This window comes from Bradyrhizobium sp. Ken01, assembly GCF_055807355.1.
Window position 1 is genome coordinate 132,114 of the sequence record NZ_JBVVPC010000004.1, and the last position, 12,811, is coordinate 144,924.

General features: G+C 63.9%; 16 protein-coding genes and 1 tRNA gene. 6 read left to right on the plus strand and 11 right to left on the minus strand.

The features are described 5' to 3' along the window. Positions 1–10: 10 nt before the first annotated feature. Positions 11–87, plus strand: a tRNA-Arg gene (locus AC0L3S_RS06175). A 91-nt stretch (positions 88–178) separates the two neighbouring features. On the opposite strand, the gene AC0L3S_RS06180 is transcribed toward AC0L3S_RS06175, so the two are convergent. After that, complete coding sequence (locus AC0L3S_RS06180; protein WP_211395202.1) at positions 179–388, minus strand: hypothetical protein; 210 nt, start codon at positions 386–388, stop codon at positions 179–181. A gap of 94 nt (positions 389–482) precedes the next feature. Next, positions 483–953 (minus strand): TspO/MBR family protein, encoded by a 471-nt coding sequence (locus tag AC0L3S_RS06185; protein WP_473278443.1) that lies wholly within the window; start codon positions 951–953, stop codon positions 483–485. A gap of 43 nt (positions 954–996) precedes the next feature. Here AC0L3S_RS06185 and dinB point away from each other — a divergent pair, with 43 nt between their 5' ends. Continuing rightward, positions 997–2,100 carry a DNA polymerase IV gene (dinB, locus tag AC0L3S_RS06190; RefSeq protein WP_473278445.1) on the plus strand — a complete coding sequence of 368 codons (1,104 nt, stop codon included), beginning with the start codon at positions 997–999 and terminating at the stop codon, positions 2,098–2,100. Positions 2,101–2,215: 115 nt separating this feature from the next. Here dinB and AC0L3S_RS06195 read toward each other — a convergent pair whose 3' ends face one another. Further along, on the minus strand, positions 2,216–2,509 hold the full coding sequence (locus AC0L3S_RS06195; protein WP_007598221.1) for a hypothetical protein: 294 nt from the start codon (positions 2,507–2,509) through the stop codon (positions 2,216–2,218). A gap of 241 nt (positions 2,510–2,750) precedes the next feature. Continuing rightward, positions 2,751–3,437, minus strand: coding sequence for a DNA-3-methyladenine glycosylase I (locus AC0L3S_RS06200; protein WP_473262325.1), 687 nt, complete (start codon positions 3,435–3,437; stop codon positions 2,751–2,753). Between the two features lie 220 nt (positions 3,438–3,657). Between AC0L3S_RS06200 and AC0L3S_RS06205 the strand changes: the two genes are divergently transcribed. Then, positions 3,658–4,485 (plus strand): metallophosphoesterase family protein, encoded by an 828-nt coding sequence (locus tag AC0L3S_RS06205; protein WP_473278446.1) that lies wholly within the window; start codon positions 3,658–3,660, stop codon positions 4,483–4,485. Here AC0L3S_RS06205 and AC0L3S_RS06210 read toward each other — a convergent pair. From AC0L3S_RS06210 to AC0L3S_RS06230, 5 genes are all read right to left on the minus strand, one after another. Beyond that, positions 4,424–4,909 (minus strand): Crp/Fnr family transcriptional regulator, encoded by a 486-nt coding sequence (locus tag AC0L3S_RS06210; protein WP_473278447.1) that lies wholly within the window; start codon positions 4,907–4,909, stop codon positions 4,424–4,426. The genes AC0L3S_RS06205 and AC0L3S_RS06210 overlap by 62 nt on opposite strands. Positions 4,910–4,966: 57 nt before the next feature. Continuing rightward, complete coding sequence (locus AC0L3S_RS06215) at positions 4,967–5,515, minus strand: GNAT family N-acetyltransferase (RefSeq protein ID WP_473278448.1); 549 nt, start codon at positions 5,513–5,515, stop codon at positions 4,967–4,969. Between the two features lie 122 nt (positions 5,516–5,637). Further along, positions 5,638–6,378: a di-trans,poly-cis-decaprenylcistransferase gene (locus AC0L3S_RS06220; RefSeq protein ID WP_473262338.1), complete on the minus strand. Its 741-nt coding sequence runs from the start codon at positions 6,376–6,378 to the stop codon at positions 5,638–5,640. A gap of 31 nt (positions 6,379–6,409) precedes the next feature. Further along, the gene (locus AC0L3S_RS06225) at positions 6,410–6,784 is read right to left on the minus strand and encodes a winged helix-turn-helix domain-containing protein (RefSeq protein ID WP_007616058.1); all 375 of its coding nucleotides are present in this window, start codon (positions 6,782–6,784) and stop codon (positions 6,410–6,412) included. Further along, positions 6,771–7,388 (minus strand): hypothetical protein, encoded by a 618-nt coding sequence (locus AC0L3S_RS06230; RefSeq protein ID WP_473262340.1) that lies wholly within the window; start codon positions 7,386–7,388, stop codon positions 6,771–6,773. Before AC0L3S_RS06230 ends, AC0L3S_RS06225 begins: the two co-directional genes overlap by 14 nt. Positions 7,389–7,592: 204 nt before the next feature. On the opposite strand from AC0L3S_RS06230, the gene AC0L3S_RS06235 reads away from it, so the two are divergent. Further along, entirely contained in the window at positions 7,593–8,840 is a 1,248-nt protein-coding gene (locus AC0L3S_RS06235; RefSeq protein WP_473278449.1) for a S1C family serine protease, read from the plus strand. A 76-nt stretch (positions 8,841–8,916) separates the two neighbouring features. Here the strand turns inward: AC0L3S_RS06235 and AC0L3S_RS06240 are convergent, their stop codons facing one another. Together AC0L3S_RS06240 and AC0L3S_RS06245 are read right to left on the minus strand one after the other, a co-directional pair. Further along, positions 8,917–9,195 (minus strand): DUF3551 domain-containing protein, encoded by a 279-nt coding sequence (locus tag AC0L3S_RS06240; RefSeq protein WP_473278450.1) that lies wholly within the window; start codon positions 9,193–9,195, stop codon positions 8,917–8,919. 167 nt (positions 9,196–9,362) lie between these two features. Further along, positions 9,363–10,337: a Bug family tripartite tricarboxylate transporter substrate binding protein gene (locus tag AC0L3S_RS06245; protein ID WP_473262349.1), complete on the minus strand. Its 975-nt coding sequence runs from the start codon at positions 10,335–10,337 to the stop codon at positions 9,363–9,365. A gap of 125 nt (positions 10,338–10,462) precedes the next feature. Between AC0L3S_RS06245 and AC0L3S_RS06250 the strand changes: the two genes are divergently transcribed. Together AC0L3S_RS06250 and AC0L3S_RS06255 are read left to right on the plus strand one after the other, a co-directional pair. After that, entirely contained in the window at positions 10,463–10,882 is a 420-nt protein-coding gene (locus AC0L3S_RS06250; RefSeq protein ID WP_473278452.1) for a VOC family protein, read from the plus strand. A gap of 213 nt (positions 10,883–11,095) precedes the next feature. Further along, positions 11,096–12,676, plus strand: coding sequence for an AMP-binding protein (locus AC0L3S_RS06255; protein WP_473278453.1), 1,581 nt, complete (start codon positions 11,096–11,098; stop codon positions 12,674–12,676). The last annotated feature ends 135 nt before the right edge of the window (positions 12,677–12,811 follow it).

Below are 12,811 nucleotides of genomic sequence, written 5' to 3' on the forward strand. Positions count from 1 at the left end.
ACCTCGACTAGCACCCGTAGCTCAGCTGGATAGAGCGTTGCCCTCCGAAGGCAAAGGTCACACGTTCGAATCGTGTCGGGTGCGCCAGTCTCTTCCAGTGCGCGCTGGAGCTCCCCTCGCCCGAGCTGCCTTGTTACCGCTCGCGCTGGAGTCATCGCCTGCTCAGCCGAGCACTCGCTCAGGTCAGCATCGAGATAATCGCCTGGATCTGGTCGGAAGCCGACGTCACCAGTCCGTCATATGACGTCTGGCCGTGTGCGGCAGCCTTCAAAATGCATTCGGCGACGGCGGCCTTGAGACCGAACACCGACTGATGGGCCGGGACGTTTGCCATCACGGTCTCGAGTGCCTGACGCATCGTGTGAACGAGCTCGGAGCTGTATTGCATGTGCTGTCCTCCGCCAGCTCATATTAGGTCGCCCGCCGATGCTTGCCACTCACAAGCCTGAGATTGTTCTTTGATGAACTCTGGACTGAACGTCTCAATTCAAACGCCAGATGGCCGCATTGAGCACGCCGGCAAACGCGACCCAGGCTGCGTAGGGCACGAACAATGCGGCGGCCAGCCTGTCTCGTGATGCCTCCAGACGGATGTAGGTCACGATCGCGACGAACAGGCAGATGAGGATGACGAGCGCAGCTCCGATCCGATGCATCGTGAACATCACCGGCGACCAGGCTAAATTGAGGATCAGTTGCGCGGCCCAGGCCTGCATCGCTTTGCCCATCATCGCTTTGCCCATGGGTTCACGGCTGGGTTCACGGCGGAAGGTTCGCCAGCCCGCGACCGCGATCATGATATAAAGGATGGTCCACGCCACCGGAAACGCCCAGTTCGGCGGCACGAAACCCGGCTTGGCGACAGCCGCATACCAGTCTCCGGGGAGATTGGTCGCGCCGATCAGCCAGCCGAGTCCGACCACTCCGACGACGAAGACCAACAGCTGAAACATCCATCACCTCGCGCTTCACCTCGCGCAATTGTATCATCTTTCCATGAGCGAATCCGACACGGCGACGGGCGAGGCCTCGCCCGCCCGCAAGATCATCCATATCGACATGGATGCCTTCTACGCGTCCGTGGAACAACGCGATAACCCGGAGCTGCGCGGAAAGCCGGTCGCGGTCGGAGGCTCGGCGGAACGTGGCGTTGTCGCGGCCGCCAGCTATGAGGCCCGCGAATTCGGCGTTCGCTCTGCCATGCCATCCGTGACGGCGAAGCGACAATGTCCCGATCTGATCTTCGTCAAGCCGCGCTTCGAGGTCTACAAAGCGATCTCCAGGCAGATCCGCGACATCTTCGCGGAGCATACCCCGATCATCGAGCCGCTGTCGCTCGACGAGGCCTATCTCGACGTGACCGAAAACCTGCAAGGCATCCCGCTGGCGCGCGACATTGCACTCAGGATCCGCGGGAGGATCAAGGCCGAGACGGGCCTCAACGCTTCGGCCGGCATCTCCTACAACAAGTTCCTGGCCAAGCTCGCCTCCGATCATCGCAAGCCCAACGGTCAGTTCGTGATCTCACCGGAGATGGGACCCGCCTTCGTCGAGACGCTGCCCGTCGGAAAATTCCATGGGATAGGCCCGGCCACGGGCGCGAAGATGAACGCGCTCGGCATGTTCACCGGTCTCGATATTCGTCGTCAGACGCTGGAGTTCATGAATGCGAATTTCGGCAAGTCGGGCGCCTATTACTACTGGATCTCGCGCGGTGTCGACGAACGGCCGGTCCGGGCCAACCGGGTCCGCAAGTCCATCGGCGCGGAGACCACGTTTTCAAGCGATCTCACCGAATTCGACACGCTGGTCCCCGAGCTCAAGCCGCTTGTCGATAAGGTGTGGCGCCATTGCGAGGCGACGGGCAGCCGTGGCCGCACCGTCACCTTGAAGATCAAGTTTGCCGACTTCGAGATCATCACGCGCAGCAGGTCGGCCCCTTCGCCGGTCGCAGGCCGGGACGATCTTGAGCGGCTGGCTTGCGGCCTGCTCGAAGGCGAGATTCCGCTGCCCAAGAGCGTCAGGCTGCTGGGAGTCTCGCTGTCTTCCCTCCAGGCCGGGGACGATGCGGAGCCGCCGCAGCTGACTCTCGGCATCTGAACCAATCTAACGGGCTTTCGGCGAACGCGGACAGCTGCGCAGAGCGCGCTCACTCCGTGAATGAACGGCGGCGGGCTTTCAGCCTCGCCACCGAAGGTCGATCCGCTGGGCTGGATCAATGCCTCACGTGCTCGAACACGACGATCACGCCCGTCGGCTCGGGCTCGTGCGCCATCAGGCGGGTCAGCTCGGAATCGCCCCAATCGGCGAGGCTGACGACTTCGCCGCTCTGGCGCTCGGTGCCGGGTGGCGCCGTGGGCTCGACGACCTTCAGCCCTGTCTCGTCGACGAAGAAAGTATGCTCGCCGAACATGCTGTTGAGCTGCGGCATGGCGGGATGCTCGTCGGGCAGCACCTGAGCGCCGAGCTGGTTGACGGTCTGCTTCACCTGTTCGGATGTGAGCTTCATGAGCTGCTCCGTTTCTGTCACGTCGGTTTCATTGAGCTGAGCCAAAGCGGGCGTTCCCTGCGCCGATGTTCGCCTGGCCCAATCTCCCGAACAGGTGCTACGCACAAATGTTCCGGAGAAATGCATTTCGTGATCGCGTGTCGCGTCTGCCGCGCTTGCGGCACGAGATCGCCACAGGACGCACATGATTCGACATCCCAAGAGCCAAATTCCAACAGCTGAATTCCAAGAGCCGAGTTCGCTACTCGCTTCTGTTCTCGCCGACGGACAGTGCGCAGATGCGTGACAGATATGTGTAGGACAGCCCGGTCTCCTCGGCCCAGGCGTTGAACTGCGCCTGCACTTTTGCCAGATCCCCCTTCGACTTGACCTCTTCGGCAATATCGAGACCGGCATCGCGCAGGCACGCCACGACGTCCCTGGACGTCACAAAGCCGTCCCAGCCGACGAACCGCAGCAGCATCTGGCCGGTGTTGCCACCCAGCCGGCTGCCGCGCTTGCTCAGGAGATCGAGCAGGCCGATCTGGTCGGACGGCGGCCATTTCGCCAGAAACTTGCCGAAACTACCGTGCTCTCTTGTGATCTCCTGGATGAAGGCGGCGTTGTCGCGCACCGACATGATCTTGGCACCGTTGCGCACGATGCGCGCGTCGCGCAGCAGGCCCTCCCAATAATCCTCCGGCTGGAAGGTGAGCTTGGCCGGCTGGAAACGCAGGAAGGCGTCTTCAAACCCGTCCCATTTCGTCTCGATCACGCTCCAGGCAAAGCCCGCGCAAAACACACGCTTCGTCATCTCTGCGAGGATGCGGTCGTCGCTGCGTTTGACGAGGCCCTTCAGGTCGGGCTTTTCGGGCATCAGCTTTTCGAGCGCCTTGGGCCCGCCCTTGCGTTTTTCGGCGCGAGCACGAATGGTCTTGAAGGAGGTCATGCGGACACGAGCTGTTGGGGATACGAGCTGTTGAGGGTACGCCACGACATCAGAATTCGATGATCCGGTCCAGCCCGGCGACGCTTCGATGCTTGCACCCGCGGATGGGCCGCAGCATACTGCCCGCATTGAATTGGCGAGAGATGCGGCTGGTCTGCTTCTTGCGTTCAGATATTTTGCAATCCCTGAGCATTTTTGACGTCTCACCCCTGGATTTCCAATGCGCTGCCTGGTCGTGGCCGACCTGCACTATTCGCTGCCTCAGCTCGACTGGCTCGTCAGCGCCGCTCCGCAATTCGACCTCGTGATCTTCGCCGGCGATGCACTCGACATCGGCTCGATGGTGGATTTTCGCGCGCAGATCGTGGTGGTGAAGAAGTACCTTGCGCTGCTCGCCACGAAGACCCGGGTGATCCTGTGCTCCGGGAATCACGATCTCGACGAGCGCAATGCGGAAGGCGAAAAGATCTCGCGCTGGATCTCGGAGGTGCGCGAGTTGGGCATTGCCTGCGACGGTGACAGCCTCACCGTCGGCGACACGCTGTTCACGGTGTGCCCATGGTGGGATGGGCCGCTGGTCAAGCAACGTCTCGTCGCGCAGCTCGGCGCCGCCGCGGCCAACCGGCCGCAGCGCTGGATCTGGATCCATCACGCGCCGCCGGCGGATTCACCGACGAGCTGGGGCGGCAAGCGCTTCTTCGGTGACGTCGAGCTGGTGCAATGGATCATGCAGTACCAGCCCTCGATGGTGATCTCGGGCCATGTGCATCAGTCGCCGTTCATTACCGATGGCTCGTGGTTCGACCGGCTCGGCCAGACCTGGGTCTTCAACACCGGCCTGCAACCCGGCCGCCCGCCGACATATATCGTACTGGACCTCGATGCGGACAGGGCGTTCTGGCTTGCGGCCGGTGAGGCGCAATGGATCGATCTTGGCGCGCCGCTGCAGCGGCCCGCCGCTCCGATCGAGGCGGCGCCCGACTGGCTCACATTCTTGGATCGGATTGCCGATCCGAGCCTGGCGAGACCTCGAGCGGCGGCAGGTTGATCATGCTCTGGAGCACCTCGCCGACCATGGCCAGATGCGTGCCGTGGCCGGCATATTGCTGCTTGAGATCGGCGAGATAGGTGTTGGCCACATTGAGCCGCTGCGCCAGCATCTTGGCGATCAGAAGCGCCACGCCCGCCTCCTGCTTGAGGAACGAGGCGGCGTCCTCGAATTCGTAGACGACGGAATCAGAGCAGGCCCGTACGGTCGCGGTGTGCGGCTGCCCCAGCAGCACCGACATTTCGCCCAGCACGGCGCCGGGCTCGGCCACCGTGGCAACCACCATCTCGCCCTTGAGCACTTCGAGCTTGCCCCGCATCAGCACATAGAGATGACCGGTGGTGCCGCCCTCGGCGACGATAAGCGTGCCGGCCGCAACCTGCCGCTCCGTCCCACCGGTGCAATAATCCAGAACTGCGCGCATCCGACCAAGCTCCCGTCGTAGGGAGATACTAGGGCACGATCAGCGTCGCGCGCTTGCTCAAATTTGTGGCAAGACCCGCACCCGCGACAGACGCTTCGCGAGATGGACCGACTGCCAGTCTCCGAGACCGGTGTCCTCGAATCCTGCCTTCTTCGCAAGGCCGCGCATCTCGGCGTTCACGCGCGCGGTCTCGGCTGCAATCATCTCGTGACCGAGATCGCTCGCGTGCTTCTCCATGGCTGTCATCATGCGGAGGCCGACGCCCTTGCGCTGAAAGACATCGGCAACGGAGATGGCGAAATCACCATGCCGGGCAGCCGCATCGTAGGCGTATCTGGTTTCGCCGATGATCGTGCCTTGCCCTTCCTGCCTGATCTCGGCGAGCAGGGTGAAATGACCGGGATGGCTGGTCTTGGCGACGCACTCGGCCGCGACCACGCCAAGGTCCGCCCGCGCGCCCATGAAGCGCTTGTTGCGTGATGTCGTGGAGAGGCTCGTGAAATAAATCGAGAGGCCCTCGACATCGGACGCGCTGGCCGGCCTGATACGGACCGTGGCGCTGGCTTCGGCTGACTCGACAACGGCATCCAGCAATGACTGTGACATGCGCGAGGCTCTCGGCAGGTTGCATTGAATGCAGACCTAGCCGGGACCGCCCGCTTAGCGCTTGGACGGGGCTGCCAATCTTGCGGCCGAAAGCGAACTGTTTCGCGCCTCAGTGCCGGGCATCACACGCGAGAGAGTGAAGGCACCTCCTCCGGCACGATCGCCTGGAGCCCGCCGAAGCGGCGCTCGCGGCCGTGGAAGGAGACCAGGGCCGCAGCGAGATCGCCCGCGTCGAATTCGGGCCACATCCGTTCGGTGAAGTGCAGCTCGGCATAGGCACCTTCCCAGAGCAGGAAGTCCGACAGCCGTTTCTCACCCGAGGTGCGGATGATGAGGTCGACGTCGCGCAAACCGGCCTCGCCGGTGACGAGCTGCGAGAACGCCTCGCGGGTGAGACTCGTCAGCGCCGCCGCCTTCGCCGCCGCGTTGAGGATGGCGTCGCGGGCGGAATAGTCGACCGCGATACGCACATGAAGCGTGCTGCCTTGCGCGGTGGCGTCTTCCGCACGCGAAATCGCATTGGCAATGCCGTCGGGCAGACGGTCGCGGCGGCCGATCACGGTGAGGCGCACGCCGTTCTTGACCAGGCTTTGCACCTCGTTGGCGAGGTAGAATCGCAGAAGCGTCATCAGCGCGGCGACCTCGGCCTTCGGCCTTCGCCAATTGTCGGTGGAGAAGGCGTAGAGCGTCAGCGTCCCGATGCCCTGCTTGGGCGCGGCTTCGACGATGCGGCGGATCGCCTCGACGCCGGCCTCATGGCCGCGAACGCGCGACAGGCCGCGCCGCGTCGCCCATCTGCCGTTGCCGTCCATGATGATGCCGACGTGAAGCTTCTCGTTGAGGGACGCAAGGTCACTTTGCATTGCAAAGTCTCCGGTCAAAAAAGGGGGAGGATCAGGTCGAGACGATACCGAGACGGCCGAGCGGCGCCGCCTCGCGGCCGGCGGCCTTGGCGGCGTCGCGCACCAGGCGCTCGAGCACGGCGAGATAGTCGAGGAAGCGGCGGCGGCCGGCCTTGGTCAGGCGGCAGGTGGTGTGCGGGCGATTGCCCTCATAGCCCTTGGTCACCTCGACGAGGCCGGCTTCCTGGAGCACGGCGAGATGCCGGCTGAGATTGCCGTCGGTGAGGCCGCAGAGCTGCTTGAGATCGGCGAACGCCAGACCCTTCGGATGCGCCATCAGCGAGGTCAGAAGTCCGAGCCTCGCCTTCTCGTGGATCACGCGGTCCAGTCCTTCATAAGAGAAGGGTGCGCTGTCAATCTTCGACATCATGGTCTCCGGATGCGAAATGCAGAATGCCCGCCATCACCGACTGCCCGATCACAAAGGGCAGGCCCATGGTCCACGGCGACAGCGTGTGGGTCTGGCTCGCGAGCACGACGACTGCGAAGCCGGAGATGAAATACCAGGCGCCGGCGAGCGCCACGGTGCGCGGCAGCGAGCGGACGGAGGCGAAAATGCCGAGCGACACCAGGATCTGCCACAAGCCTGGCAGCAGCCACAGCGTTTCGCCCGCGAACTTCCACATCACCACCGCAAGCAGTACACCGGCAACGCCTGCCGGCAGGAACTGCTCGACGGCCTGGTGGATCATGGCATCGGCGAGGCCCGAATGATGGCGGCGCGAACGCGCGCGCATCTCGATGCCGATGATCAGGGCGGAGAGCCCGGCGGCGATGAACCAGCCGAAGAAGAAGCCGAGCGGTTCGCTGGTGGCATCACCAAGCAGCCAGAACTGCAGGATTGCGGTGAGAAGCGCGACCGCGCCGGTCGCCGCCATGGTGGCCGGGCCGTAGCCGCGGAACGCCGTGCCGGCCGCAATCTGGCTGCGGATCGCCACGATGTCAGCCAGTGCCTTGTCGAGATCGCGCATTGGCAACGCCAAAACCTCGCTCCGCCCATGCTTGCCAGGACTATCGGTCCTGGTACACTTTGTACTGCAAAGTATATCGGATCGCAAAGCAAAGGCAAGCCCGAACGTCGCCTCTTGACACTAATCCCCCACCAGACAACTGCCGGTTGCGCGACACCTCCTCCCCCAGATAAGATGCGCGGGAATGCGCTCTGGGGGAAAAGTATGTGGCTTAAGTCATTCATCGTTGCGTCTTTATTGCAGCTGAGCGTCGTCATCGGAGCGCATGCGGCCGGGCCGTTCGGCAGCGTCAAAATCGGCAACTGGGTCGGCGGTGCGTTCAGCAATGACGAAACGGGAGCCTTCTCGCATTGTGCCGCGACGGCGCCTTATGCCAACGGCGTCATTCTCGTCGTCGGCCAGAATTCTGGGGGCTCGTGGATATTGAGCTTTGCGAGTCCCAGCTACCGCTTCACCAAGGGCGAGAACACCGCGATCGACGTCATCTTTGACGGACAGGAGCAGGCCAGACTGTTCGCCACGGCCAACCAGACGAACATGCTCAGCTCCGTCATGCCTGCCAACGTGGTACGAACGTTTCAGAAGGCGAGCCTGATGGTCGCGACGAGCGGCCGCACCGTGCTGAATTTCGACCTGACCTCGGCCGGGCCCGTGATTGCGGCATTGGCCAATTGCGTCACCAGGGTCAAAGCCGACGGGCTGAGCAAGGCCGGCGATTTCACAAAGGTTGCCGCCAAGCCGCAGGCCACGCCGGACAAGCAGGCACCGCCAGCCAACGGCAGCAAACCTGCCAGAGCCAAGAGCGGCACCGGCTTTGTCGTGAGCGCCGGCGGACACATCGTCACCAACAACCATGTCATCGATGGCTGCGTCGGCGACATCAAGGGCAACCTCACCGGCGACGCCTCGATGGTGCTGCGCGTCGTGTCGAGCGACGCCAACAACGATCTCGCTCTGTTGCAGGCGCCGTCGACGGCGACATTCAAGGACTATGCGCGGATACGCGACCGCTCCATTCGGTCCGGCGATTCCGTCGTCGTGATCGGCTTTCCCTTTCACGGATTGCTGACCTCGGACTTCACCGTAACGACCGGGATCGTGAGCTCGCTCAGCGGCTTGCGCAACGATTCACGTTTCCTGCAAATCAGCGCGCCGGTGCAGCCCGGCAATAGCGGCGGACCGCTGTTCGACACCACCGGGCAGATCGTGGGCGTGGTCACCGCAAAGATCCCTGCACTGCGCATCGCCGCTGCGACCGGCAACATCCCCGAGAACGTCAACTTCGCGATCAAGACCGGCGCGCTGCGCGATTTCCTCGACAACTCCGTGGTGCCCTACCAGACTGCCGAACCGAAGGGCGAGATCAAGACCACCGACATCGCCGGCAACGCGCGGCCCTATACAATGCTGATCTCGTGCAACGGCACGGAGCAGGCCGAGGCGAAGCGGTAGCGGCAACGCAGGCCGCGTCTGCGCGGCCGCGGATGGCGCGAATGCGATCCGGGCTACCAGTCAAACCGCGAGTTCCTCAATACGGCGCGACGGGCCGCGTGCGACGCGGCTGCCGCGGTTGCGGCAGGGATGATTGACCGTAGGCGACGAGCGGGTTGGCCCCGCAGGCCATGAGCCGGCCCGACACACTGGCCTGACATTGTCCATAGGTGCTGTAGGTGCAATCGCCTGGATAATCGTAGCCGCCACCCTGGGCACACCAGGGATAGTCGTGCGCCGCTGCGGGCGTGACGGCGGCGAGGCCGGCAAGGACCGTCGCGCCGAGGCCCAGCAGTGCCAATTGCGTCTTGCGCATGATCCCAACTCCTATCCTCACGGCGCGAGATACGCGCCATACAACATCAGGTTTCGCCACGCCGTTTTATTCCAGATCGACGGACGCTGACACGCAAGAAACCTTGATACGCAAGAAAAAAGCCCTGCCGAACGGGCAGGGCTCCAGTCACGGACGTCACAAGATCGCTACTCGACCTTCAGGCCGGCGAACTCGACGACCTTCTTCCATTTCTCGGTCTCCGCCTTGATCTCCTCGCCGAACGCCTCGGGCGTCTGCGCCCGCGGCTCGCCGCCGAGCTCGACCAGGCGCTTGGCCATGTCCGGCTCCTTTATCAGCGTGTTGATCTCGCTGTTGAGCTTGGCGATGATCTCCTTGGGCGTATTCTTCGGCGCACCCATGCCGAACAGCGCGCTCGCCTCGTAGCCCTTCACGGTCTCGCCGATCGCCGGCACGTCGGGCAGCTGCGGCGAGCGCTCCGCCGTGGTGACGCCGATGGCGCGGAGCGAGCCGGACCGGATGTGCTGGATGATCGAGGGCATGTTGTCGAAGATCACCTGCACCTGGCCGCCGAGCATGTCGGTGATCGCGGGCGCGGCGCCGCGATAGGGCACGTGCTGCATCTTGCAGCCCGTGAGCGCCATGAACATTTCGCCGGACAGATGCACCGAGGTGCCGTTGCCGGAGGAGGCCATGTTGACCTTGCCGGGATTGGCCTTCACGTAGTCGATGAATTCGGCGACGGTCTTGGCCGGCACGTCCTTGTTGACGGTCATCACGTTCGGCACGCGCTGGAACGAGGCGACCGGCGCGATGTCGCGCACGAAGTTGAACTTCAGGTTGCTGTAGAGCGAGGCGTTGATGTAGTTGGCCGGATTGACCAGCTGCAGCGTGTAGCCGTCGGGTTCGGCGTTGACGACCGATTCGGTGGCGATATTGTTGCCGGCACCCGGCTTGTTTTCGATCACGAATTGCTGGCCGAACTTCTCCGACAGCCGCTGACCGATCAGCCGCGCCAGGATGTCGGTGGCCCCGCCCGGCGGATAGCCCACCACCCATTTCACCGGGTGGGTCGGGTAATCGGCGGCAAGCGCCTTCGACAGCGGGCTGGCTGCAAGCGGACTGGCGGCGAGCAGGCTCAGCGCGGTACGGCGAGTGATCATTTCAAGGGTTCTCCCAACGTGTTGTTCTTGAAGCCAGATAGCTTGAAAGTGGCGTCGGCGCGGTTGTAACAAAGCTTGCCGCAGGCGGAAAGTGCACGAGGCGCATCACGACGAAAGGATAAGGCATGGCGGTCAAGGTCGAAGCCCTCGATCATCTCGTGATCAACGTCGCGGACGTGGCAGTGACCGCCGAGTGGTACGGCAAGATTCTCGGCATGGAAGTCAAGGTGTTCGACCCCGGCGGCGGCAAAGCGCCGCGGACTTCGCTTCAATTCGGTAACCAGAAGATCAACGTCCGGCCGCGCGATGCCGACAAGGTGGAGTGGTTCACCGCGGACCACCAGACCGCGGGCAGCGAGGATCTGTGCTTCCTCACCTCCGCCAGCCCCGACGAGGTGGTGGCGCATTTGAAGGCACATGGCGTCGCGATCGAACAAGGCCCGGTTCTCAAGCAGGGCGCCCGCGGCACCCTGCGCTCGGTGTATTGCAGAGATCCGGATGGCAGCCTGATCGAGATTTCGTCGTATGAGGACGGCGGCCGGTAAGGCGCTTCGAGCCACGCACTCCGTCGTCATGCCCCGGGCTTGTCCCGGGCATCCACGTTCTTCGTACCATGCGTCAACGCGTGGATGGCCGGGACAAGCCCGGCCATGACGGCAGAGAGAGCACGGCATTTGCGCCCCGCGCCGTCCGATGGCAGGAAGACGCAATAAAGAAAACGCAGCCGCCGGCAAGATGCAGGCTGCACGGGAGGAGCCATGCCAGTTCAACAAACCGCCGCCGGAATCGTAGGCCCGTTCGACGGGCTCGACGTGCCCCGGCTGCTGAAGATGCGGGCCGAGGTGCGCAGCTCGCATCCGTTCCTGATCTGGGCGCCGTTCGACGCGCCCGCGCGGGGCTGGAGCTATGGCGAGTTTCACGAGCGGGTCGGCGCGCTCGCGGCGGGACTGGCGAAGCGCGGCGTGAAGCCGGGCGAATATGTGCTCATTCACCTCGACAATTGCATCGAGGCGCTGCTGGCCTGGTTCGCCTGTGTCGAACTCGGCGCCATCGCGGTGACCACCAACACCCGATCGGCGCCGGCCGAGCTCGACTATTTTGCCGATCATTGCGGCGCGGTCGGCGCGATCACGCAGCCCGCCTATGCCGAGATCGTCGCGCAGAACTGCCGCAACATCCGCTGGATAGCGGTGACCTCGCATGATGCGGGTGCGGCTCCAGAGCAAGCGAGCTCGCGCGGCGATGGTTTCGAATCGCTGTTCGCCGACAGTGCCGACCGTCCCAGGCGCGCGACCGATCCGCGCGCGCCGTGCAGCGTGCAATACACCTCGGGCACGACATCGCGCCCCAAGGCGGTGCTGTGGACCCACGCCAACGCGCTGTGGGGTGCCAAGATCAACGCCGCGCATGAGGACCTGCACGCAAGCGACGTGCACCAGGCCTATCTGCCGCTGTTCCACACCAACGCGCTGGCCTATTCGATGCTGGCGACGCTATGGGTCGGTGCCACCTGCGTGATCCAGCCGCGCTTTTCCGCCAGCCGGTTCTGGCGCGCCGCGCGCGAGCACGGCTCGACCTGGACCTCGACGATCCCGTTCTGCATGAAGGCGCTGCTCGAGCAGGACATCCCGCGCGATCACAAATTCCGTCTGTGGGGCACCGCGATCAACGAGCCGCCGGCCTTCGCCGCCTTCGGCGTCAAGATCATCGGCTGGTGGGGCATGACCGAGACCATCACCCACGGCATCCTCGGCGAAATCGACCAGCCCAACATCCCGATGTCGATCGGCCGCGCCGCGCCGGAATATCAAATCCGCATCACCGACGACGACGGAAGGCCGACGCGGGTCGGCGGCACCGGAAATCTCTCGATCAAGGGCATTGTCGGCCTGTCGCTGTTCGCCGAATATCTGCACAACGAGAAAGCGACACGCGAGAGCTTCGACGAGCACGGCTTCTTTCTCACCGGCGACCGCGTCGTGCGGCTGGAAAACGGCTATATCCGCTTCGCAGACCGCAGCAAGGACATGCTCAAGGTCGGCGGCGAGAACGTCGCCGCGTCCGAGATCGAGCAGGTGGTCGCACTGGTGCCCGGCGTGCGCGAGGCCGCCGTGGTGGCGAAGACGCATCCGATGCTGGACGAGGTGCCGGTCGTCTTCGTCATCCCGCAGGGCGGCGTCGCCGCTGCGCGGCCCGATCTGCACGAGGCGGTGATGGCCGCCTGCCGCGCCGGCCTCGCCGACTTCAAGGTGCCGCGCGAGATCCGTTTCGTCGACGACATGCCGCGCTCGACGCTGGAGAAGGTCGCGAAGGCGGAGCTGAGGAAGATGGTGGGATAGGTAGCACGGGCGATTACCACGACGTCGTCCTGGCGAAAGCCAGGACCCATACCGCGTGATCTATGCACTGGCCCGGATGGTCGTTGCTACAGTCTTCGCCAAACGAGCGCTCGGGGTAATGGGTCCTGGCTTTCG